The following is a 24,080-nucleotide window of genomic DNA, read 5'->3' as shown; positions in this document are numbered from 1 at the left end:
GGTCACCCGCCATGTGATGAAGCAGCACCTCGCCCTGCCAGATATTAGAAAAGGCAAACTCCGCAAGCATGATATTGAACATATATGATTATCCATATATCTTAGAACACGAAAATCATGCCGTTTGAAATTCATACCGCTTCTACCAATCAGAAGGCAGGGGAATAAATGAACCAGCAGCGCGAGAAACAGCGATTATCCGAAGGCATGGGCCTTTTCGAGCGTTACCTGTCACTTTGGGTGGCGTTAGCTATCGTGGCTGGGGTATTGCTCGGTCAGTTTGCTCCAGCAGTACCCGATACACTGTCACGCTTCGAAGTCGCCCAAGTATCGATCCCGGTCGCCATTCTGATCTGGGCGATGATCTTACCCATGATGGCGCAGATCGACTTTTCCGCCGTGCTCGGCGTGCGTCGCCAGCCCAAGGGTCTGGTGATTACCACTACGGTGAACTGGCTGATCAAGCCCTTCTCCATGTTTGCCATCGCCTGGTTCTTTCTGATGGTGGTATTCAAGCCACTGATTCCGGAGCAACTCGCCAGCCAATACCTGGCCGGCGCCATCCTGCTGGGCGCCGCTCCCTGTACCGCCATGGTCTTCGTCTGGAGCTTCCTGACCCGCGGCGATGCCGCCTACACCTTGGTGCAAGTGGCGCTCAACGATTTGATCATGCTGTTCGCCTTCGCGCCCATCGTGGTGTTCCTGCTCGGCATTTCCAATATCCAGGTACCCTGGGACACTGTAGCGCTGTCGGTGGTGCTCTACATCGTGATACCGCTGGCGGCCGGCTATATTACACGGCGCACCCTGATAGCCCGTCGTGGCACCGAGTGGTACGACAATGTCTTCATGAAGAAGGTGGGGCCGATCACGCCCATCGGACTCATCATCACCCTGGTCCTGCTGTTCGCCTTCCAGGGCGACGTGATCATTGCCAACCCGCTGCATATCGTGCTGATCGCCATCCCGCTGATCATCCAGACCTTCCTGATTTTCTTTATTGCCTATGGCTGGGCCAAGGCATGGAAGGTGCCCCATAACGTCGCCGCCCCCGGGGCGATGATCGGCGCCAGTAACTTCTTCGAACTGGCCGTGGCGGCTGCCATCGCCTTGTTCGGCCTGCAATCCGGCGCGGCGCTCGCCACCGTGGTAGGCGTGTTGGTCGAGGTACCACTGATGCTGGCGCTGGTGCGAATCGCCAACAATACCCGCCAGTACTTCCCCACCGAGATGCGAGGCTAAGCCATGGGCATCGAAGTCACGGCGCGGGCCCGCGAGTGGCTGAACAAGAAAGGCGGCGTGGCAACGATGCGGCTTTCGCCACGCCACGGCTGCTGTGGCGGCGGCGCCAATGTCGCGGTAGCCGAGGCTAGGACTCCCGATGAACCGACACTTTATCGGCGCCTGGAGCAGGATGGTCTGACACTGTTCATCGAACCATCGCTGCTCGGCCAAGGGCTCGTCCTCGACATCGAAGGTTTTCTAGGCTTCAGGTCGCTGTTCGTACATGGCGCTTCGCCCTATGCTCAGGGGAAATAACGCATGACGCTTACGAAAGACACGGTGCCCTGCATCGAATCCGCCTGGGAGATTTGCTTGGCTAAGCTGGCACACCCTCTAGGTAACCGTCGATCAGCCACCAGCTTCCACCGATAAGTGCCGTAGAGACAATAGCGGCCACGAGGGCCAGGCCCAGCCCGGCGACGACGGCAATGCCGTCACGCTGGGCGAGTCCAAGAGCAAGAACCAGCACCGCCAGGCCCGGGAGCGTGTTCCCGAACGGAATCGGGAGGGCGATCAGCAAGGCCATGATGAGTACTACAAGCCCAATCCAACGAATGGCTATCGGTGAGACAAGTTTCTCCAGCCGCTCCCCCAGGCGTCGCTCGAGCCTTTCAATGTGAGGGGCCGCCTTTCGCAGAATCCGTTCCAGCTGTTCACGACCGATACGCAGCCGGGCAACCCCTGGTGGCAACCGAATACGCTTGGTACCCAGCGCCATTTGAAGACCGATGAAGGCAAGTGCCGTCCCGAATACCATGCCGGCCGGAACACCTGGCGTCGGCACGATAGCAGGAATGGCAAAGAGCAACAGTATCAGGGCAATCGCACGCTCTTCGAGGACCCTCAAGATGTCTCCAAGCGTGGGACGTTGATGCTCTAAATGGCCAGGCAGAGCGAGTAACAGGTTGGCGAGGCTCATGTCTTGTATATTCTCCAGGTACGCCACGTGAAGCGGCGCATGGATCATATAGCACTGCTGCATCGACAGATACTGCCATCTCGATCGGTTTGCGAGTCGCCCTTTGCCTTCTCAAAGTGTGGCCGCTGTGAACAAGCTGAGCAGGAGTCCACCCGAGCTCACTATCACCACAACAGCCCAGGCCGGCCATTTCCAAACGGTCAACAGCACGAAGCCCGTCAATGCCAGGGCGAAGTCGTAAGGGCCGAGAATGGCACTGGTCCATACCGGCTGGTAAAGCGCGGCGCCGAGTATCCCCACCACAGCGGCGTTGGCTCCGCGCATCAGCGCCTGGGCGCCGCTGAGCTGACGAAAGGCACTCCAGAACGGCAAGACTGCCACCAGCAGTAGGAACCCCGGCAAGAAAATTGCCAACAAGGCGAGAGAAGCGCCGGCCAGTCCGTTGGGGCCGGGTTCCAGAATGCTGCCCAGGTAGGCGGCGAAAGTGAACAGCGGCCCCGGCACCGCCTGGGCGGCACCATAACCGGTCAAGAAGGCATCCGAACTGACCCAGCCAGTCTGCACCACTTCCACTTCCAACAGCGGCAGCACCACATGGCCTCCGCCGAAGACCAGCGCCCCAGCACGGTAGAAGGCATCGAAAATCTTCAGCGTCGTGCTCGTTGTTCCCCATGCCAATAGCGGCAGGACGGCCAGCAGGAGCAGAAACAGCCCCAGGGCGATGCTGCCAGCCGTACGGGACACGGGAAAGCACTGCTGGCTCACATGGCTTTCCGCTCTGGCACGACAACAGATCATGCCGGCCAGCGCGCCTACCAGGATGGCTGTCACCTGGCCCAGTGGTCCGCTCAACATAACCACAATCCACACCGCCACAAGCGCTATGGCGGCCCGCGGGAGATCGGGGCAGAGGGTCCGGGCCATGCCCCATACGGCATGCGCGACGATCGCTACCGCCACGGTCTTCAGGCCATGGATGAGGCCACTGCTGATAGCTCCCTCCATCATTGTCGCCCAATAGGCGAACAGCACTAGCACGATGGCAGAAGGCAGGGTGAAAGCCGTCCAGGCCGCCGCGGCCCCCCAGGCGCCAGCCCGCATCAGGCCCAGAGCAAAGCCCACCTGACTGCTGGCTGGTCCCGGCAGAAACTGACAAAGCGCTACCAAGTCGGCATAGGCCTGATCGGAGAGCCAGCGACGACGCTCCACGAACTCGGTGCGAAAATAGCCTAGATGCGCGATGGGGCCACCGAAAGAGGTCAATCCCAGCAGGAGAAAGGCCTTGAAGACTTCTCCGACACGTCCTGTCGTCTCGGTCACCGTCTGTTGCGTCATGGCTTGGCTCCCTAGATATGTCCTTGGGCATCACTGCTCTTACGGCCAGCATGGGCTATAATGCCAGAGCCTTACCTCAGCACATGGCCAGGCGTCGATCGGGACGATTGCCCATCTTCTGCAGACGCGTCTGCAGCAAAGCCAAGCGGCCCGTCTCGCCCACCGCCGCGGCATCGAAAATAGCGGTAACCCAATCGGGCAGGCCGGGCGCCAGCCCATAGTAAACCCACTGGCCTTCGCGACGATCATTGAGCAGCCCACAGTTGCGTAGCTGGGCGAGGTGACGCGACACCTTGGGCTGCGACTCTTCCAGAACATGGGTCAACTCACAAACGCAGAGCTCGCCCTCATGACGAACCATCAGCATCAACATCAGGCGAGTCTCGTCTCCCAGACACTTGAAGACGCGAACGGTATCCAGTGAAAACAAGGGATTCTCCATTTTTGTTCGCTAGTGATGGGTCACATACTACCCTAACGCCCTTATCGACATCCTATGTGTCTGGCCCGCACCGTTACGTATGCTGCCGCGGCAATGCCAGCGCCATACAAGCACTCGCCGCCACCAGGGCTGACGCTACCCAGAGACAGGCTGAAAGCCCGTAGGCCATATACAGCCAACCCGATAGCAAAGTACCGAGCAAGCGCCCCATGGCGTTGGCCATATAGTAGAAACCCACATCCATGGAAACGCCGTCGGCACGAGCGTAATGCACAATCAAGTAACTGTGCCAGCTGGAGTTGATCGCAAACAGCACGCCAAAGGCCAGCAAGCCCGCCACCAACCAGCCCACCTGTACCAACGGCAGTAACGCCAGCAGGATTGCCAGCACGGCAAGAGCCGACGCCCAACCCGCAGTGACTGCCCTTGCCCCGCCATGCAACAGCCGTGTCAGCTTGGGCGCCTGGGTCTGGACGCCGCCATAGCCGATCACCCAGATAGCCAATAGCCCACCTACCGTCCAGTGGCTCCAGCCGTGCTGGTCGTACAAAAAGACCGGTAAGGCGACCACAAACCAGACATCCCGGGAAGCGAATAGACACAAACGCGCCGCCGAAAGCACGTTGATGGCGCGGGATTTAGAAAACACTTCCGAAAACTTGGGTTTTACTTTTTGTCGCCCAATATCCGCACGCAGGCGCCACAATGAGAGGCCAAGCACAAAGGCCAGCATAAGCGCCATGGCCAACACAGCGCCTTGGAAGCCAATAAGGCTCAGCAGTAAACCGCCCAGAAAGAAGCCCAATCCCTTGAGCGCGTTTTTCGAGCCGGTGAGCATCGCGACCCAATGGTAAAGCGCGCCCTGGGCATTGACGCTATCGCTGGGCACCAGCACCTTGACCGCACTCTTGGCACTCATCTTGTTGAGATCCTTGGCGATGCCCGACAGCGCCTGGGCAGCCATCACCCAGGCCACGGTAAGCATGCCCGCCGGCACCAGCAACATACCAAGCGCCACGATCTGCAGCCCCAACCCCATGTTCATGGTGCGATTGAGCCCCAACCTGGCACCGAGCCAGCCGCCCACCAGGTTGGTCACTACCCCAAAGGCCTCGTAAAACAGAAACAGCATGGCCACTTCAAGCGGCGAATAGCCCAGCTGATGGAAGTACAGCACCACCAGCATGCGCAGCGCACCATCGGTCAGGGTAAACGCCCAGTAGTTGCCGGTAATCAGCAGGTACTGGCGAACCTCGAAGGGCAGTTTCTTGAGGCGTATGGCAAGCGAATCAGCCACGACCCACCTGCGCGGTCCCTACCTTCAAGGCCAGCTCAGCGGTGCGATTCGCATAGCCCCACTCATTGTCGTACCAGGCATACAGTTTGAGCTGGGTGCCATTGATTACCATCGTTGAGAGTGCATCGATAATCGAGCTGCGCGGATCGGTGCGGTAATCAATGGAGACCAGCGGACGCTCTTCATAGCCTAGGATGCCCACAAGCGGCCCCTCGGCAGCGGCTTTCAAGGCTGCATTGACCTCTTCTACGGTCACGTCGCGTTCGAGCTCGAAGACCATGTCGGTCAAGGACGCGTTCAACAGCGGCACGCGAATGGCATGGCCGTTGATCTTGCCCTCGAGCGAAGGAAAGATCGCCGTGATTGCCTTGGCCGACCCCGTGGTGGTAGGAATCAGGCTCATGCTGTTGGCCCGTGCCCGGCGCAGATCCTTGTGCGGAGTATCGAGGATCGACTGGGTATTGGTGATGTTGTGTATGGTGGTCATCGAGCCGTGACGGATGCCGAACGTCTCGAGGATCACCTTGACCACCGGTGCCAGACAGTTGGTGGTACAGCTAGCGGCGGTGACGATACGATGCTTCGCAGGATCGTAAAGGTGATCGTTCACACCTATGACCACGTTCAGCACGCCGTCCTCTTTCACTGGGGCGCTGACCACCACGCGATCAACGCCTTGATCGAGATACGCCTGCAGCTTCTCAGTCGTCTTCATCTTGCCGGTACATTCGATCACTACATCACAGCCGGCCCAATCTCCGGCCTCGATCTCCTTATTGGCGCTAAACGCAATGGAGCGCCCATCGATCACCAGTCGATCGTCGTCAACCCTGACACCCTGCCCCGGGGTCCAGCGGCCATGTACCGAATCGAACTCCAGCAGATGGGCAAAAGTTGCCGCGTCGCCGCCGGGATCATTGATCCGCACGAACTCTACCTCACCTTTCTCGACCTGCGGCCACAGGCTACGCAGTGTCAGCCGCCCCATACGGCCGAAGCCGTTGATTCCAATAAGAAGTGACATGGCAGACTCCTTGTTATCCATCGAATAAAGCATAATTTCTATATATGGAAAAACATATATTAGTGCTTAAAAAAATGCGCAGATAAACAGGCCTACCCGCTTGCGGCAGGCCTGCGGGGAAAGCCTCGCTTAACCATAGCGTCCCGATATATAATCTTCGGTTTTCTTCTGCGCTGGCGTCGAGAACATCACCTTGGTGTCGTTGTACTCGATGATCTCTCCCAGATGAAAGAACGCCGTGTAATCCGCCACCCGTGCCGCCTGCTGCATGTTGTGGGTCACCGTGATAATGGTGAACTGCTCTTTGAGCTTGTCCATCAAGTCTTCTATCGTCGCCGTCGAAATGGGGTCGAGGGCGGATGTGGGCTCATCCATCAGAATCACATCAGGCTGCACTGCAATTGCGCGGGCGATGCACAGCCGCTGCTGCTGGCCACCGGAAAGGGATGTGCCCGGCTCCTGCAGCTTGTCTTTGACTTCATTCCACAACCCTGCGTCGCGCAGTGCCTTTTCGACGAGTTCTTCCTGGTCGGCCTTGTGACTGACCAGGTCGTGCATGCGGGGGGCGTAGGCAATATTTTCGTAGATCGACTTGGGAAACGGGTTCGGCTTCTGGAACACCATCCCCACCCGGCGGCGTAGCGCGACTTCATCCATTTTGGCCGCGTTGACGTCCTGCCCGTCCATCTCGACCAGCCCTTCGGTACGTACACTGGGAATCAAGTCATTCATGCGGTTCAGACAACGCAGGAACGTCGATTTACCGCAACCCGACGGGCCGATCAAAGCAGTGACATTTTTCTGAAACAGGTCGATATTGATTCCTTTCAGTGCCTGCGACTTGCCATACCACAGGTTCAAGTCACGAACCCGGATACTCAAGTCATGGCAAGCCATATCATTACGTGTGTAGGGCTGCCCTACCGCTGGAGTGTGCTGCTGAGTCATAACGTGTGCTTGGCTATTCATGAGTATTTCCTCTATAACGCCCCGGCTTACCAGCGACGCTCGAATTTCTTGCGTAACACAACGGCAAAGGCGTTGAGTGAGATGAGTATGGTGAGCAGCACCAGGATACCGCCGGCGGTTTTTTCCACGAATGCCTGTTCCGGCTCGCCTGCCCAGGTAAATATCTGCGCCGGCAATACCGTGGCGGCCTGGGTGAAGGAGGCCGATACATCGGGAATAAAGGCCACCATACCGACGATGATCAGCGGCGCCGTTTCTCCCATCGCTTGTGCGAGACCGATAATGGAACCGGTCATGATGCCCGGCATCGCCAAGGGTAGAACGTGATCGCGCACCACCTGCCAGCGCGAGCAACCGACTCCAAAGGCGGCGTGCCGGATGGAGTCCGGTACGCTACGTAGGGCGGTACGCGTTGCGATGATGATCACCGGCAGCGTCATCAATGCCAACGTCATACCACCCGCCAGGGGCGATGAGCGCGGCACGCCGAAGAAGTTGATGAAGATCGCCAAGCCCAATAGGCCGAACAGAATCGAAGGGATGGCAGCAAGATTATTGATGTTGATTTCAATCGCCTGGGTAAAGCGATTGTCGGGGGCAAATTCCTCCAGGTAAATCGCCGTCATGACGCCGATCGGAAAGGAGATGGCGAGCGTGACGATCATCGTCATGACGGTACCGACCACTGCCGACAGGAGGCCTGCATTCCCGGCGATCTTGGAATCTCCCGTGCCAAAGAAGGTGGTATTGAATCGTAGATCGACCTGTCCGGCTTCTACGCGAGTCTCAATCGCCTCTTGCTCATCTTCACTCAAACGATTCCGGTGCCCTTTCAGGTATTGATCTACCTCACTTTTTGCCAGTACCCACCGGGTTTCACTGGTGCCGATCAAGTCGGGATTGTTACGCAGCTCGTTCGGAATCACTCGCACCACCGTGCGGCTGATCAGCGGCAACAACTCCTCGTCGAATGCTCGCCGACCGTCGCTGGCCGCCTCCTGGTTATAGTTGATCTCGGTGTATATATAAGCCTGCTGGAAAGCCGGCAGGCCTTTACTCAACATGTCGGCGAAAAAGAACACCAGAAACAGACCCGCCAGGCCGAGCGAACCCATCGAGACCCATTTGAGGCGAGCGGACTTACGGTGACGCCGCTTGAGCTGCTGGCTGATGTCATCAAAAGAGTGGTTCATCGAAACAGTTCCTCGGCGTTACAGGTTATTCACGCGATACTTTTCGCGAAAACGTCGGATCATCAGCACAGACACCAGATTGAGCGAGAGCGTGACAATGAACAGCACCAGACCCAGCGCAAACGCTGATAACGTTTCGGCACTTTCAAACTCCTGATCGCCGGTAAGGGCCGCCACGATACGCACGGTGACCGTGGTCATGTCCTCGAGCGGGTTGGCGGTCAGGTTGGGCCGCATGCCAGCCGCCATCACCACGATCATGGTTTCGCCCAGCGCACGCGACATCCCCAGGAGCGCCGCGGAGATAATCCCCGGCAGCGCGGCCGGCACCACGACATCGCGGATGGTTTCCCCTTTCGTCATCCCCAAGGCCAGCGATCCCTGGCGCATGCTATCGGGGACGGAATTGATCACATCATCGGAAAGCGACGAGATGAACGGGATAATCATGACTCCCATCACCACGCCGGGGGCGACGGCGTTGTTGTAAGACGCATCAAGCCCGAAGAAGCCGGCGATATTGACGATGAGCGGGGCGACGGTAATGGCGGCAAAAAAGCCATAGACCACCGTGGGAATACCCGCCAATACTTCCAGCACCGGCTTGGCGATAGTGCGCACATTGCGCGGCGCATACTCGGACATGTAAATTGCCGATAGCAAACCGATGGGTACCGCCACCAGCATGGCGATGGCGGTAATCATAAAGGTACCGGCAAACAGCGGTACCGAACCAAACTCGGCACCACTGCCGTCACCGCGACCCGCGGACGCTAGAAAGCTTGCTCCCGGATTCCACGTCGTGCCGGTAATGAACTCCCAGAAGCTGTGCATCTGAAAAAAGCGCAGCGCCTCGGAAATAATCGAGAACAGAATGCCGAACGTGGTGAAGATGGAAATCAGCGCCGCCCCGGCCAGAGTCAGGCGAATCACGCGTTCGATGGCCTGGCGGGCGTGAAAATCAGGACGCACCTGGGCAAGGCTGACCGTCAAACCTATAGCCGCCACGACCAGACTCGCCGCCAATAAATACAAAGTCGGAATATCTGCTCCCAGGAGCAGCAGCACAAGCGCTCCTAGCGCCCCCACGAGTACCGCAGGCCCTGCGGTGGAGAGCACCGTGAACCAGGCATATTGCTCGGGCTGCGCAAACATGACCGTGCCTGCGCCGCGCAAGCGAGCGGCTTTTGAACGGCCAGCAAAGAACGCCAGCAGCCCCAGCAGCAATAACGCACCGCAAAACATCAGTAGAAGCTGGTTGGTCTGCATCGTCTCTCTCACGTCGTCACCGAATAACGAACTATCTTCAATCATAACGGGCCGACAGCTTACGCTGCCGGCCTCGCTCACTCTGGAGATCACTGTGTCACTTCAGGTCGGACGCCGCGAGCTGAGCACGATCTGCAACTTTCTGACGGGCTTCTTCGCGCTCTTCTTCAGGTAGCGGAATCAAGCCGATATCAACCAGGTATCCATCTTCACCAATCATCATCTCATCCATGAACATGTTGGCGTATTCGTACATGGCGGGTACTTCATCGCCATGCTGGTTCTTCAGGTAGAACCACAGTGAACGCGCAACAGGATAGTCACCAGAGCTGATCGCTTCGACTTCAGGCTCGACGCCCTCAATGGTGGCGGCACTGATGTTGTCCGAGTTTTCGACCAGGAATGAGTAACCGAAGATGCCAAAGGCTTTAGTGTCTTCAGATAACCGCTGAACGATCAGGTTGTCGTTTTCACCAGCATCGATGTAGACACCATCAGAACGAATCTCGGAGTAGGCTTCCTCGTACTCATCCATCTCTTCAGACGCGGCTTCCATGACCAGCTCTTCGAAGGCGTCACGGGTGCCCGAGGTAGTCGGCGGTCCGTAGATGGAGATTTCCCGGTCTGGCAGGGAGGAGTCGATATCGCTCCACTTGGTGTAGGGGTTGTCGACCAGCTCGCCATCCACCGGCACATGAGCCGCTACCGCCAGGAAGAGTTGCTCGAGAGTTAAATCGAAGTCTTCGTTTTCGCTTGACTGGCCCAGCACGATGCCGTCGGAGCCGACCTTGGCTTCGGTAATGTCAGTAACACCATTCTCTTCACAGCGCTCGAACTCGGAGACCTTCATACGGCGAGAGGCGTTGGTGATATCTGGAGTTCCTTCTCCGACACCATTACAGAACAGGCGTAGACCACCACCCGAACCGGTCGATTCGATAACAGGCGTGGGGTTGCCGGTGGTGGCACCAAACTCTTCGGTCACATAGCTGGCAAACGGATAAACAGTACTGGAGCCAACGATACGAATTTGATCGCGCGCCTGGGCAACACCGGCAACGCTCATTACAGCCGCCGCGAGCACGGTCGTTTTTAGAATACGGTTCATGCGAATTACTCCTGTCATATAGGGATCTGGCCTTCGCAAGGCATACCTTGCACCCCTTCGATGACAACTTCATGACAAGAGATTCATAAAAGACAAGTTGTGTACTAAGCCCTGCTCAATGCAGCAAGAGCCCCAGCGCCGCCAGGCTGCACAGCGCAAGCGAGCATCCCTGCAATAGGCGCCGGTCCAGACGATGCGCCACCTTGTCGGCCAGGGCGTTACCCAGCAGTACCGCCGGCAGGAAGCTCAAGGCCATGAGCAAATGCCAGCCATGGATTTGTCCGGCCAAGGCCAGGGTGGCCAGTGTCAGCGATGCGGTAAGAATGAAGAATGCCGCCAGGTTCCCGCGTAACCGATCCGGTGGGAAACCGTGCATCAACAAGACGATGGGTGGACCGCCGATGGCGGCTACCGTGCCGAATATGCCCGACAGGATGCCGGCTATGAAGAGCGTGGCGCGGTTTACCGGCAGGCGGAAACGAAACAGCGTCACTGCCACCGCGAACAGCACAATCACCGCGATGAACTTTTCCAGAATGACCATGGGCGCCGCCAGCAACAGCCAGATGCCCAGGGCATTGCCCGGCAAACGCCCGACCAGGGCTACACTGATAGTATCCAGACTCACGTCATGCCAGTAATGACGTACCATCAGCAGCGATACGGTCAAGCCGAACAGTACCAATATGACCGGTACCAAGCGGGGCTCCAGCATCAGCAGTAGTGGCGCTCCGATTACCGCCAGGCCGAAACCCGTCGCACGCTGAACGAAGGCCCCCAGAGCCAGTACCCCAGCGCACGCCCACCAGGTGCCCGGCGTCATGTCCATCCACGCCATTGCCATCCCGTTCATGAGGTAACGCGCGGAGTCAATAGACGCAGGCCGATATTGCCTATCGTCGACGCCGCCAGCATGGTCAGCACCATAGGCCATGCGCTGTCTATCTCGAAGGCCCCGACCAGCACCCCGGCCAGCGCGCCACAGGAAAACTGGATGCTGCCCTGCAGGGCCGCGGCGGTGGCGCTCATGTGGCTGAAGTGCTCGAGCAGCGACGAAATGGCGTTGGGAGCGATCAAGCCGATGACGCCCATGAACATCATGACCAGCGGCACCACCGTATAGAGTGAATCGACACCTGTCGCCACCACCAGCACCAGCCCTGTCGCTGCCACCAGTTGTATGCCAAGTCCGAGTCGCAGATTCTGCTGCGGGGAGCGGCGGCTCAAAAGACGTATGTTGACGCGAGTCGAGCTGGCCATGACCACCACATTGGCCCCGAAAATCACCGGGTACATGGCCGGGCTAAGGCCATAGTGCTCCATGTACAGAAACGGCGAGGCGGTGATGAAGGCAAACATGCCCGAGAAGGACATCGCGGCCGCGCAGATGTAGCCCATCGCCTCACGATGTTGCAATACACTGGCATAGTTCACCAGCACCTGTTTCGGCGATGCCGCCGGGCGTGTCATATCCCGCGTCTCCGGCAGGTACCGCCCCATCAGCCACATCAGAAATGCCGCATAGGCCGCCAGGAAGACAAAAATCAACCACCAATCGGCCAGATAGAGCAAACCGCTGCCTACGGCTGGGGCGGCCAAAGGAGCCAGCATCAGGATCATCGCCATGGTCGACATGACCCTGGCCGCCTCGCGACCGCTGAAACAGTCGCGAACGATCGCCGCGGAGTTGACCACACACGCGCCGCCGCCCAATGCCTGCACGAATCGCAGCGCCCACAACTGATGCAACGTGCCGGCTTGTGTGATCGCCAGACTGGCCAGCAGGAATACCGCCAAGCCCCCGAGCAGTACCGGCCTGCGTCCGACACAGTCCGATAGCGGCCCGCAAGTCAGCTGGCCAAGGGCAAAACCGAACAGAAAGACGCTGATCGATAGCTCGGTATGGTGAATGCTCGCGTCGATCGTGGCGGCCAATGCCGGCAAGGCGGGTAGATAGGCATCGATGGCAAAGGGTGCCAGAGCGGTATTCGCCGCCACCAGCAGCGCGACTCGGCGTGGATTCAAGTGCAAGTGAGGCTCCTCGATAAATTAGATAGGAGGCTAATGATAATCGATTTGACCAGCCGTGTCGGCGTCTGTACCTCAAAACGGCCGCTTGCTACAGTAAGCCACAATATGCCTCAAGGAGCTGCTCATGGCCCACAGCCTGCTGTCCCAACTCAAGCAAATGACCACCGTCGTCGCCGATACCGGCGACCTGGAAACGATTCGTCGCTTCACCCCGCAGGACGCTACTACCAACCCCTCGTTGATACTGCAGGCGGCCCAACAGCCCGAGCGACGCGAGCGCCTGGCCGAGATCGCCCGCGACAGTACCGATATCGATGCTGCCCTCGACCGCGTTGCGGTCGATATCGGCACTGAAATCAGCGCCCTGGTACCGGGGTACGTTTCCACCGAGGTAAGCGCCAGACTCTCCTTCGACAAGGAAGCCACTTTGGCGCGTGCTCGTTCATTGATCGAGCGCTACGCACGCCAGGGAGTCGGGCCAGAACGTATCTTGATAAAGATGGCATCGACCTGGGAAGGTATCCAGGCGGCCGAGCAACTGGAACGCGAAGGGATACGCACCAACTTGACATTGATGTTCAATTTTACCCAAGCCCAGGCCTGTGCAGATGCAGGCGTGACGCTGGTGTCTCCCTTTGTGGGCAGAATCCTCGACTGGCACAAGCAGCGCGATCCGCAAGCGGACTTCTCGGGCGCCCGCGACCCAGGCGTCGCTTCCGTCAAGCAAATATATGAGCACTACAAGGGGCACGGCTATCGCACCATCGTCATGGGAGCCAGCTTTCGCAATACCGGTGAGATCCTCGCGCTGGCCGGCTGCGATCGATTGACGATCTCGCCCGCCCTGCTCGAAGAGCTAGACACCGAGACCGGACAGCTAGAGGCCCAACTGCGCCCCACGGGAGCAGCGGAATCGGCGCCTGAACCGCTGGATCAAGCCACGTTTCGCTGGCAGATGAATGAAGATGAAATGGCCAACGATAAACTGGCGGAAGGAATCCGCAAGTTCATGGCCGATCAGCGCAGGCTCGAAGACTTGCTTAGCGAGTTGCGCAGGGCTTGAGTGAGTTGCGCAAGGCATGATCGAACCGGGACTGCCTTTTCACGGCGGCCCGGCTGTCATCGCTTTGGCATTACCGAGCCGGCATCACCACCACGGGAAGTATGTACTAAAGAGAAATCTGGCAGAGTTCAATGGTGGGGGGTTGCCTCTTGCGCCTCGAGCATTTCCACCAGCGGCTGGAATTGCTCACGATTGTGCGCATTCATGCGCATCAGTATGCGGTGGGCCTCAAGTATACGCTCTCTCAGCGCCGCTTCATCAGCAGCGACCTCGGGCAAATCCTCCAACCCCTCCTCAAGGGCGATAGGCGCTTTCAAGGGCGCATCCATCAGTGTGAAAAAACGCGAAAATCCCATGACATCCAGCATCTTGCGGACATCGGGATTATCCGCAATGATGGTGGGAGGCTGTTCCAGCCGCCCCTTTACCGCCATGGCCACCTTGGCCAGAAACCCCAAGGCGGTGGAGTCCACGTTAGTCGCTTCGCGCAGGTCGATCAGTACGGTCTGCAGCCCCGGTGTCTGCGCCAGACGCTGGGCTTGAGAGTCCAAGGTGGCGCATAGCGTCAAGCGTACGTCACCGCATAATTTCAATACAAAAACACCGGAATCGAACGCCGCTTTAATGCGGCCTTCCTCAATCAGCATGACCAAATCCGCTCAACATCATGATTGTCAGGTCGTCGGGCAAGGCATCGCGACTCTGCGTGGCATCGATCCCCGCCGCTTCCTCTTCCGAGGAGGTCAGGTGACCGAGCGCCAAACGCTCGCGCAACTGCTCCAGCGAGACACTCTCACTTACCTTTTGCTCGAGTTCCTTGAGCCGCATGTCGAGCGTTTCACCCGGCAAGCATTCCAGTACGCCATCCGAACACAACCACAACCGGAATTGCGGGGGCAGCGGACAGCCCAGGGAAGGATACTCCACGTCGGGGAATAGTCCTACCGGCATCCCCTCTCCCGGTAATCGTTTCACTTCGCCATCGGCCATGAGTAATGGCATGGGAAGCTGAGCCCCGAGCGAATAGTGAAGATAGCGACGCTCGTGGTCAATGATTCCGACAAACAAGGTGGCATGCTTACCGATATCCGTTCCCTGCAGCTCACGGTTCATGGCCGCAAGCCAGTTGGACGGCAGGTATTCCGGTTGTTCTCCGTCCCACTCCTGTAACCAGCGATTGCAAAGGTATTTCAGCAATACCGTGACGAAGGCCGATGAAGCCCCATGGCCCGAGACATCGGCAAAGTAGAAGGTACTGTAGCGCTGGTTATACGCTTGATAATCGAGAAAGTCCCCCGAAAGATAGAGCGAAGGAGCGAACCAGTAGTCAAAATGCACATCGTTAAGGGTCTTGGGACGTACCGGCAGCAGGCGGCGCTGTACATGGCCGCCACTCTGTTGATCGAGACGCAACAGGGCTAGATGGGTTTCAAGGCTTTCATTGAGTTCCGCCAGGCGCTCGCGGTCGCGGTCTCGCTCCAGGGCCAGTTGGTGCAATTCGATCGCCTTGCTGACCATGCGCCGCAATAAAGAGGTATGACGCAGGGGGTGGACAATGTAGTCCACCAAGCCAATATCCACTGCCTTGAGCAGATCTGCATCCTCACGAGAATCACTGACCACCAGGGTCGGCAGCCGCCGGGTGAGTTGCGACCACTGCTGGCGGGGCACCGCCCGCGCATGGGCAATGATCAATGCCGTTTCCTCGGGAAGCTTGGCGATATCCTCCGTGGCAAAGACCGACATGCCATCGCAGGTGACTGCCTCCGCTAGGGAATCCCGTTCACGCCCCGGCTCGTCAATCACGGCGATCAAGTGCTTGGTGTGCTCCATCGAGAGACCTCAGTCGGCGAAATTCGCGTCATTGAAAATCCGTATCCCCGGCATCCCTGTCGTCCCGGTGTTGGTTGGCTTGCTCCTCGTTGTCAATTTCTCCGTCGCTCCCTGGCACATCGCCCAGGTCCTCGCCGTAATTCGCATCGCTGAAGTCGAAGTCATCCATGGCGAAGGGGTCGTCATCCATGACGCCATCCCGAATCTCGAAGCGGCGGCGCTGCAGGTAAGTATCGCGAATGAAGCTGTAGCGGTCCCCGTGTATCAGCTCCTCCTGGTCGAGCAAACCAGCACGAGCATCGACGATACGCAAGGCGGTAAGCCCCATCCTGACCGCTTCCTCGTCCACGTAAGCAACAGGATAGGTGGCTCTATCAGCCGGCAGGCCGGTGGCATCCCGCAGGGTGCTGGGCCCCAGCAAGGGCAGAACCAGATAGCGAGATTCGTCCCACCCCCAGACGCCCAGCGTCTGGCCGAAATCCTCTTCGCGTCCAGTAATCTCCATATGGGTGGCGTAATCCAGCAGACCGCCCACCCCGACGGTGGAATTGATCAGAAATCGCGACGTCGCCGTCGCCGCGTTGCCCATTTCCCCTTGCAACACACTATTCAAGGCGGTGCGAATCTCGCCGAGATTGGAAAAAAAGTTGCCTACCCCGGTCTGTACCGGTTGCGGCGCAATGGTTCGATAGCCTTTAGCCACCGGGCGCAACGCATAGCGGTCCAGGACATCATTGAAGGCAAATACACGACGGTTGAAGCCTTCCCATGGGTCGTCGGGATGGCGCTCTTCCACCTGCGCCCCGGCACAACCCGAAAGCATTGCGGCAACAAGCGCTACCGGCAAGGTGTTACGTATCGATAGGGTCATGGCTACAACCTCCTTAATTGCCATCAACAGCGACGTACCACGACGCTGCCGGCACTATAACCGGCGCCGAAGGAACAGATCACGCCGATGTCACCGGTCTCGAGCTGGTCATGGTGCAGGTGAAAGGCAATGATCGACCCCGCCGAGCTTGTGTTGGCATAGTGGTCCAGAATAATCGGTGCCTGGGTTTCATCCGGCTCGAACCCCAGCACCTTTCGGCCAATCAGGTCGTTCATGTGGCGATTGGCCTGGTGCAACCACATTCGCGTCACGTCCTCACCGCTGAGTTCCAACGAAGCGAGGTGATCAGTGATCAGCTTGGCCACCAGCGGACAGACTTCCTTGAATACGCGACGGCCTTCCTGGACGAACAACTTGTCGCTTTCCAACGGATCGCTGTCGGTCACCCGATTCAGAAAGCCTGCATTGTTGCGAATGGCATTGGAAAAGCGCGTGACCAGGCGCGTTCCCAGTATTTCGAAGCGGGTCGGCGCAGTGGCGATATCGTCAGCTTCCAGCACCATCGCCGTACAGGCATCGCCGAAGATGAAATGACTATCGCGGTCGCGAAAGTTCAGGTGGGCAGAACATATCTCGGGATTGACGACCAGTGCGCGCTTGACGCTGCCGGAGACGATGGCGTTGGCTGCGGCCTCCAGGGCAAACGTTGCCGATGAACAGGCGACGTTCATATCATAGCCGTAGCCACCGGCTCCCAGGGCATCCTGCAGCTCCACGGCCACGGCAGGATAGGCCCGCTCAAGGTTGGAACAGGCAACGATCACCAGATCGATATCCTGCGCTTTCACCCCGGCAGCGGTCAGCGCCTGGCGTGCTGCATCGAGTGCCATTTCACACTGAATGGAAGGCTCGTCATTCTGGCGAACCGGTAGCCTGGGGCGCATGCGCTCGGGATCCAGGATACCCGTGGCATCCAACACATAACGGCTCTTGATGCCCGAGGCCTTTTCGATGAATTCGCTGCTGGAATATGCCAGCGGCTCGCGCTCACCTGCGGCAATCGCCTGGGAGTAACGGGCATTTTCCCGATCCACCCAGGTATTGAACGTTGCCACCAAGGCATCATTGTCAATGGCGTGTTCCGGCGTGAACAGGCCTGTGCCGGTAATCACCACGTTTGTCATGTATCTCTCCCCTTGAGGCGTGCCGCCTTTGCCCTCCTGTTCGCGCTTGGCGCTGCGCCCTGCTCGATAGTACGCAAAGACCCAGGTCCAATCACAGAAGGCATTAGATTAACTTTGTGCGCTCGTGAGCATTTTTGCCAGCCAAACCCTAAACGCTGCCAATGATTTCCTGCCACTGCTTCTCCAGGCGCTTGACCGATACCGGCATCGCGGTACCCAACTGCTGCGCGAAAAGCGAGACCCGTAACTCCTGCAACCACCAGCCGAATGCCACAAGCTCGGGGTCTTCTACCTCACCTCTCCTCTCGCTTTCACGGCGGGCGTTCCAGCGAGCTTCCAAGGCTTGGACATCCTGCATCAGCATTTGGTCGCGGCCCCGTTCTCGCGGGGCCTTTTCCAAACGGATCAGAGCCGCCTGGGTATAACGTGGGTACTCGCTCAACCACGTGCCCGACTGAGTGATGAATCCGGGATATACCAGTTGGCGCATTTGCGCCTTGACGTCGTTATAGATCAACGCCAAGGAAAAATTAAGATTTCCCTTCAACTCCTTGCTGACCGCAAGATGCCCTTCCAGCGCGTCCCTTACCTGCGTCACCTTGTGTTCGGCTTGCGTTATCAGTTCACTCTGGCCGATTTTCAGACGCTGGTCTAACTCGTCACGGGAACGGGGCAAGGGAGCTTTCGCCATCACCTCCTGGAAAACGGCCAGCACCAAGTCATCCATCAGCGCCTGCTTGCTGCCCACCTTGGCAAACAGCAACGCGCAAGTTTCCACTCCCTTCAGCCGACGTATCGCCTTGACCTGCTCCGGCAGGCGCACCATGGCCAGCCGCGCAATGCCCTCTCGATGCGCCAGCGAGGCCTTGTCGGGATGATCGAACAACTCGACTCTGAACTGTTTGCCGTGCGCCACCAGGGCGGGAAAGGCCTCCACCCGAATTCCCGCCTGAGTGGTGACCCGCGATTCGGGAAGTGGGGTTTCGGGCATACCTTCCAGGGCAGGTTCCCCGGCGGCCTGCTCGGCCAAGGCCCTGGCCCCTTCGCCCGCAGCGGCTTCGAAGCGCTTCTCCAGTTCACGGGCATCGCGTCCTTGTCCCAGCGTTTCCCCCGCATGGTCAACAACCTTTAGATTCATGATCAAGTGGGGTTCGAGCTGCTCCAGGCGCCAGTCGTCCGGATGCACCCGCGCGCCAGTCCGCCTGCGGATGAACTCTCCCAAGGCGTCGGTCAAAGGCCGGTTTTCCGGCATCAGCGTCTCCAGGGCTGCATCTACCCAGTCGGGAATCGGCACTACCTGGCGGCGTACGGATTTGGGCAGTGATTTCAACAGCGCGATGCACTTTTCCCGCAGCAGCCCCGGCACCAGCCACTCCAGCTGTGCCTTGGGCAGTTGCGGCAGCATCGCCGCGGGAACGGTCAACGTCACCCCGTCATCTTCAGCGCCCGGCGAAAAGTGGTAATGCAGCGGGTACACCACGCCCCCGAGAGTGATATGTTCTGGGTACTGTTGCTCGGTAATATCCTGCGCGTCCCTTGCCTGCAACGCCGCGCGGTCGAACTTGAGCAGATCCGGCTGGTGCCGCTCGGCCTCCTTGCGCCAATGTTCGAACCCCTTGCCGTTGACGATACCTTCGGGAATCCGCTCATCGTAGAAGGCGAACAGCGTCTCCTCATCGACGAGAATATCCCGACGCCGGGCACGATCCTCAAGGGCCTCGACCTCTGCGATCAAGGCGCGGTTGTGGTCGAAGAAGTCGCCCCGGGTACGAAACTCCCCTTCCACCAGAGCTCGGCGAATGAAGATTTCCCGGGAAAGCTCGGGGTCCACCGGGCCGAAATGCACCTTGCGGCGTGCCACGATCGGCAGACCGAACAGCGTCACCTGTTCAAAGGCGACTACCTGGGCACGTTTCATCTCCCAGTGCGGCTCGCTATAGGAACGCTTGACCAGATGTTCCGCCTGCGGCTCTATCCATTTGGGGTCGATCCTGGCCACAGTCCGGGCAAACAGCCGCGAGGTTTCCACTAGTTCGAATGCCATGAGCCATTTAGGCGTTTTCTTGGCCAGCCCCGAGCCGGGATGAATCATGAACTTGCGATTACGCGCCCCGAGGTATTCGCGATTTTCCAGCAATTGACCAAGGTTCGAGAGCAGCCCGGCCAACAGCGCCTGGTGCATCTTGTCCGACGTCTTGCGCCGCATCTGGCGCGCTTGCTCTTCGCTTTCATCGGCATCGCGAGGCGGCGGTGGCGGCACTTCGATGTCCATGTCACGCAGCAATTGGCGCAGCTGGCGAAACGTATCATGCCATTCGCGCAAGCGCAGATAATTGAGGAAATGATCGCGACACCAACGGCGCAGCCGGTTGCCTGAAAGCGACTCCCGAGCATTGTCGAAGCCATGCCATACATTGAGCAGGGCGACAAAATCGGAATCGGGATCATGCCAGCGCTGGTGAGCCTGGTCGGCTGCCTGACGCTTGTCCGCCGGACGTTCGCGGGGGTCCTGAATCGCCAGGGCCGAGACCACGATAAGTACATCGCGCAAGCTGCCCCGCTCGGCTCCTGCCAGCACCATGCGCGCCAGGCGCGGGTCGATGGGCAAGCGGGCCAGCTTGCGCCCCATCGGAGTCAGGCGCTGCTGCTCGCTGACCGCGCCCAGCTCGAACAACAGGCGAAACCCATCCTTGACAAATCGCGAATCAGGTGGATCGACAAAGGGAAATTTCTCGATATCGCCCAGCTTGAGCGCCAGCATCGAGAGAATCACCGACGCCAGGTTGGTACGCTGGATTTCGGGGTCGGTGAACTCCGGTCGGCCAAGGAAATCCTCTTCACCATAGAGGCGGATACAGACCCCCGGCGCCACCCGGCCACAACGCCCCTTGCGCTGGTTGGCGCTGGCCTGGCTCACAGCCTCCACCGGCAAGCGCTGGATCTTGGCGCGATAACTGTAGCGACTGATACGCACAAGCCCCGGATCGATCACGTAGCGGATGCCCGGCACGGTCAGCGACGTTTCCGCCACATTGGTGGCCAGGACGATACGGCGGCCACGGTGCGCGCTGAAGACGCGGTTCTGTTCGGCGTTGGAGAGCCGCGCGTAGAGGGGCAATATCTCGGTGTCGCGCAAATCGGCACGGCGCAGGGTGTCGGCGGTCTCACGGATTTCCCGCTCTCCCGGGAGAAATACCAGCACATCTCGCGGGCCGTGGAGCCAGCCCTTCTCACGCTCGATGATTGCGATCTCCTCCACTGCGTGGAGAATCCCCTCCTGCAGGGTACGGTCTTCTTCATCCTCGGCGTCGCGCACCAGAGGGCGATAGTGAGTCTCGACGGGATAAGTGCGCCCGGATACCGCAACCACGGGGGCCGGCTTTTCCACACTGCCGAAGTGTGCCGCAAAGCGCTCCACATCGATGGTCGCCGAGGTGATGATGACTTTCAGGTCGGGCCGTTTGGGCAACAGGCGCTTCAGATACCCCAACAGGAAATCGATATTGAGGCTACGTTCGTGGGCTTCGTCGATAATGATCGCATCGTAGCGTTTGAGCTGGGGGTCATGTTGGGTTTCCGCCAGCAGGATGCCATCGGTCATCAGCTTGACCAGTGTCGACTCGCTGCTCTGGTCGGTGAAGCGCACCTGATAGCCGACCTGCTCGCCCAGCGGGACTTCAAGTTCCTCCGCCAGGCGGGTCGCCACCGACCGTGCGGCCAGACGACGAGGCTGGGTATGGCCGATTAAGCCGCGTCGACCCAATCCCAGCTCGAGACAGAGCTTGGGTAGCTGAGTCGTCTTGCCCGAACCGGTCTCCCCCGCCACAACTACAACCTGGTGCTGTTCCAGAGCCTTGAGAATATCCTGCCGCCGCTCGACCACGGGCAGGTCCGGCGGATAATTGAGCGTGACTGGCTGGGCCTGACGGCGGGCCAGGACCGCTCGCGCTCGGCTGAATTCCCGCTGCAGCTCGCCTACGCCACGATTCACCGGCTTGCCTTCGCGTACACGTCTTTCCAGGCCGCCTAACTTGTTCTCCAGGCGATAGGCATCACGCAGCATGACGCTCCCCAGGCCTTGCCTGATGGCATGCAACGTTGGTGCGGTCATTTCGGGGGATTGGTGAGAATCAGGGGTCACGATGGGAACAGCTACTCCAGTCACAGAAATGCCAGTCACAGAAACGTCAGTAACAAAAAAACCACTCGCCTCGATGACGAGGCGAGCAGTTCATTGTAACGCTGTCGCACCAAGTGCGCCTAATGCGTGTGGGAAAAACGCGGAGACGGACAGGCGGCAACCAAAGTCTTTGCTAGTCTTGCGAGAACACCACGGCTTACGCAGACTCCGGTTTTTCATCACGCAATTGGCGCCGCAGAACCTTGCCGACATTGGTCTTGGGAAGTTCATCGCGGAATTCGATGTATCTGGGCACCTTGTAGCCGGTCAGTTCCTTCTTGCACCAGGCCCGCAGGCTTTCCGCCGTAAGCTCAGGGTTCTTGGATACGACGAAAAGTTTGATGGCTTCACCGCTATTCTCGTCAGCAACTCCCACAGCAGCGGACTCCACGACATCCGGGTGAGCTGCCACGACATCTTCCACTTCGTTGGGATAGACATTGAAACCCGAGACCAGAATCATGTCCTTCTTGCGGTCGACGATACGGATGTAGCCGTCATCCTGGAGAACGGCGATATCGCCCGTATGGAACCAACCCTCGGCATCCACCGAAGCAGCGGTCTCCTCTTCGCGCTGCCAGTACCCTTTCATGACCTGAGGTCCCTTCACGCAGAGCTCGCCCGGCTCGCCCAGTGCAACATCATTGTTATCCGCATCGACAACCTTGACCGCGGTACCGGCCACCGGCTTGCCGATGGTACCCAATTGAATCGCGTCGGTGGGATTGAAGCTGACGATGGGAGACGTTTCGGTAAGACCGTAACCTTCGGCGATCGGGCAACCGGTGACCTCCTCCCAGCGCTTGGCGGCGGGCCTGGTCAGCGCCATGCCGCCAGAAATGGTCAGATGAAGCTTGGAGAAGTCGAGCTGTCTGAAGTCATCACGGTTGCACAGCGCATTGAACAGCGTATTCAACCCGATGAACCCCGTGAAAGGGAGCTTTTTCAGCTCCTTGATGAAGCCATCCAGATCACGAGGATTGGTAATCAATACCGAATGGTTGCCAGTCTCCATCAAAAACAGGCAATTAACGGTAAAGGTATAGATATGATAAACCGGTAGCGGAGCAATAATCAGCTCTTCGCCATCACTCAGGTTGGCACCGATCGCGGTACGTGCCTGAAGCATGTTGGCGATCAGGTTCTCGTGGGTCAGCATGGCGCCCTTGGGCATGCCCGTCGTGCCACCGGTGTATTGCAATGCCGCCAGGTCGTGCGGGCTACGCTGGATATCCCGATGATTCAATGAAGCGCCCTTGCCGAGGGCATCGCGCATCGACACCGCGCCCGGTAGCGAGTAGGAAGGCACCATTTTCTTGACGTATTTGACGGCGGCATTGATCAACAAGCGCTTGGGAAAGCCATGCAAATCGGCGATTTGGGTGACAACCACATGCTGGATATCGGTCTTGTCGAGGATTCTTTCGAGCTTGTCGGCCATGTTGGCTAGAATCACGATTGCCTTGGCACCGGAGTCCTTGAACTGATGGGCCATTTCCCGCTCGGTGTAGAGCGGATTGGTATTGACCACCACCAGACCGGCACGCAGGGCGCCGAATACCGCTACGGGAAACTGCAGCAGGTTGGGCAACTGGATGGCGATTCGATCACCTGGCTCGAGATTGGTTTCATGCTGCAGCCAGGCGGCAAAATCTCCCGAAAGACGATCCAGATCATCGAACGTCAGCGTCCGTCCCATGCAGGAAAACGCCGGCTTCGTCTTGAAACGGCCGACCGCCGCATGAAACACATCGGTGACGGAGTCGTACTGATCCAGACCTTCCAGTGCAGGCCCCTGTAGTACCGGTGCATTGGCGTGCTCGCTCATGGGCAATCTCCGTTTGTTATTCTGACAAGTGACATGGCGTAAGCGATGGTCCCCGCGTTGCCAGTTCGTTGCAGAAGCCATCTGCCCTCGAACCCGGTATGGAGACCATTGCTTTTTCCTGCGCGGTGATTACCTTCGCAAGTCGGGATATACGATAAACCACCGTCTCCAAGCTGTAAAACGAGCGATTGAAACCTGCGTTTCAACTTTAGCCTCACAACCATCAAGCTACTTGATAATGGAAGCAGGTTTGCCGGCATGTCTGCTAACACTTAAGCGTAAGCAATAC

At 58.6% G+C, this 24,080-nt stretch carries 20 protein-coding genes; 3 read left to right on the top strand and 17 right to left on the bottom strand.

The window, feature by feature from the left end:
• Window positions 1-168 precede the first annotated feature (168 nt).
• Window positions 169-1,242, top strand: coding sequence for an ACR3 family arsenite efflux transporter (gene arsB, locus R5M92_RS02815; protein ID WP_346797691.1), 1,074 nt, complete (start codon window positions 169-171; stop codon window positions 1,240-1,242).
• 3 nt (window positions 1,243-1,245) lie between these two features.
• Entirely contained in the window at window positions 1,246-1,539 is a 294-nt protein-coding gene (locus tag R5M92_RS02810; protein ID WP_346797689.1) for a CC/Se motif family (seleno)protein, read from the top strand.
• Window positions 1,540-1,600: 61 nt separating this feature from the next.
• Here R5M92_RS02810 and R5M92_RS02805 read toward each other — a convergent pair whose 3' ends face one another.
• From R5M92_RS02805 to R5M92_RS02755, 11 genes are all read right to left on the bottom strand, one after another.
• On the bottom strand, window positions 1,601-2,131 hold the full coding sequence (locus R5M92_RS02805) for an exopolysaccharide biosynthesis protein (protein WP_417339050.1): 531 nt from the start codon (window positions 2,129-2,131) through the stop codon (window positions 1,601-1,603).
• Between the two features lie 183 nt (window positions 2,132-2,314).
• Window positions 2,315-3,538: a chromate efflux transporter gene (gene chrA / locus R5M92_RS02800; RefSeq protein ID WP_346797685.1), complete on the bottom strand. Its 1,224-nt coding sequence runs from the start codon at window positions 3,536-3,538 to the stop codon at window positions 2,315-2,317.
• A gap of 76 nt (window positions 3,539-3,614) precedes the next feature.
• Complete coding sequence (locus tag R5M92_RS02795) at window positions 3,615-3,980, bottom strand: metalloregulator ArsR/SmtB family transcription factor (RefSeq protein WP_346797683.1); 366 nt, start codon at window positions 3,978-3,980, stop codon at window positions 3,615-3,617.
• A 73-nt stretch (window positions 3,981-4,053) separates the two neighbouring features.
• The gene (arsJ, locus tag R5M92_RS02790; protein WP_346797681.1) at window positions 4,054-5,277 is read right to left on the bottom strand and encodes an organoarsenical effux MFS transporter ArsJ; all 1,224 of its coding nucleotides are present in this window, start codon (window positions 5,275-5,277) and stop codon (window positions 4,054-4,056) included.
• Complete coding sequence (locus tag R5M92_RS02785; RefSeq protein WP_346797679.1) at window positions 5,270-6,301, bottom strand: ArsJ-associated glyceraldehyde-3-phosphate dehydrogenase; 1,032 nt, start codon at window positions 6,299-6,301, stop codon at window positions 5,270-5,272. The genes arsJ and R5M92_RS02785 overlap by 8 nt, the downstream gene beginning before the upstream one ends.
• A gap of 129 nt (window positions 6,302-6,430) precedes the next feature.
• Complete coding sequence (pstB, locus tag R5M92_RS02780; protein WP_417339111.1) at window positions 6,431-7,198, bottom strand: phosphate ABC transporter ATP-binding protein PstB; 768 nt, start codon at window positions 7,196-7,198, stop codon at window positions 6,431-6,433.
• A gap of 98 nt (window positions 7,199-7,296) precedes the next feature.
• Entirely contained in the window at window positions 7,297-8,463 is a 1,167-nt protein-coding gene (gene pstA / locus R5M92_RS02775) for a phosphate ABC transporter permease PstA (protein WP_346797676.1), read from the bottom strand.
• 18 nt (window positions 8,464-8,481) lie between these two features.
• Window positions 8,482-9,732, bottom strand: a complete 1,251-nt coding sequence (pstC, locus tag R5M92_RS02770) for a phosphate ABC transporter permease subunit PstC (protein ID WP_346797675.1) — start codon at window positions 9,730-9,732, stop codon at window positions 8,482-8,484.
• Window positions 9,733-9,829: 97 nt separating this feature from the next.
• The gene (locus tag R5M92_RS02765; RefSeq protein ID WP_346797673.1) at window positions 9,830-10,840 is read right to left on the bottom strand and encodes a substrate-binding domain-containing protein; all 1,011 of its coding nucleotides are present in this window, start codon (window positions 10,838-10,840) and stop codon (window positions 9,830-9,832) included.
• 115 nt (window positions 10,841-10,955) lie between these two features.
• The gene (locus tag R5M92_RS02760; protein WP_417339049.1) at window positions 10,956-11,678 is read right to left on the bottom strand and encodes a sulfite exporter TauE/SafE family protein; all 723 of its coding nucleotides are present in this window, start codon (window positions 11,676-11,678) and stop codon (window positions 10,956-10,958) included.
• An 11-nt stretch (window positions 11,679-11,689) separates the two neighbouring features.
• A complete protein-coding gene (locus R5M92_RS02755; RefSeq protein WP_346797670.1) occupies window positions 11,690-12,871 on the bottom strand; it encodes a Bcr/CflA family multidrug efflux MFS transporter in 1,182 nt (393 codons plus the stop codon).
• A 124-nt stretch (window positions 12,872-12,995) separates the two neighbouring features.
• On the opposite strand from R5M92_RS02755, the gene tal reads away from it, so the two are divergent.
• On the top strand, window positions 12,996-13,934 hold the full coding sequence (gene tal / locus R5M92_RS02750; RefSeq protein ID WP_346797669.1) for a transaldolase: 939 nt from the start codon (window positions 12,996-12,998) through the stop codon (window positions 13,932-13,934).
• A 128-nt stretch (window positions 13,935-14,062) separates the two neighbouring features.
• Here the strand turns inward: tal and R5M92_RS02745 are convergent, their stop codons facing one another.
• The 6 genes from R5M92_RS02745 to R5M92_RS02720 all read right to left on the bottom strand — a co-directional run bounded on the left by R5M92_RS02745 (window position 14,063) and on the right by R5M92_RS02720 (window position 23,791).
• The gene (locus R5M92_RS02745) at window positions 14,063-14,581 is read right to left on the bottom strand and encodes an STAS domain-containing protein (protein WP_346797667.1); all 519 of its coding nucleotides are present in this window, start codon (window positions 14,579-14,581) and stop codon (window positions 14,063-14,065) included.
• Window positions 14,571-15,767, bottom strand: a complete 1,197-nt coding sequence (locus tag R5M92_RS02740; protein WP_346797665.1) for a PP2C family protein-serine/threonine phosphatase — start codon at window positions 15,765-15,767, stop codon at window positions 14,571-14,573. The genes R5M92_RS02745 and R5M92_RS02740 overlap by 11 nt, the downstream gene beginning before the upstream one ends.
• A gap of 28 nt (window positions 15,768-15,795) precedes the next feature.
• Window positions 15,796-16,638 carry a VacJ family lipoprotein gene (locus R5M92_RS02735; protein WP_346797663.1) on the bottom strand — a complete coding sequence of 281 codons (843 nt, stop codon included), beginning with the start codon at window positions 16,636-16,638 and terminating at the stop codon, window positions 15,796-15,798.
• A 23-nt stretch (window positions 16,639-16,661) separates the two neighbouring features.
• A complete protein-coding gene (locus R5M92_RS02730; RefSeq protein WP_346797661.1) occupies window positions 16,662-17,783 on the bottom strand; it encodes a beta-ketoacyl-ACP synthase III in 1,122 nt (373 codons plus the stop codon).
• A gap of 148 nt (window positions 17,784-17,931) precedes the next feature.
• Complete coding sequence (gene hrpA, locus R5M92_RS02725) at window positions 17,932-21,894, bottom strand: ATP-dependent RNA helicase HrpA (RefSeq protein WP_346799220.1); 3,963 nt, start codon at window positions 21,892-21,894, stop codon at window positions 17,932-17,934.
• A 226-nt stretch (window positions 21,895-22,120) separates the two neighbouring features.
• Window positions 22,121-23,791 carry an AMP-binding protein gene (locus tag R5M92_RS02720; protein WP_346797659.1) on the bottom strand — a complete coding sequence of 557 codons (1,671 nt, stop codon included), beginning with the start codon at window positions 23,789-23,791 and terminating at the stop codon, window positions 22,121-22,123.
• Window positions 23,792-24,080: the final 289 nt, after the last annotated feature.

The organism is Halomonas sp. Bachu 37 (genome assembly GCF_039691755.1).
Classification (GTDB): Bacteria; Pseudomonadota; Gammaproteobacteria; order Pseudomonadales; family Halomonadaceae; genus Vreelandella; species Vreelandella kashgarensis.
The sequence above is the reverse complement of the archived record's forward strand: the minus strand, read 5'-3'. Positions and strand labels throughout refer to the sequence as shown.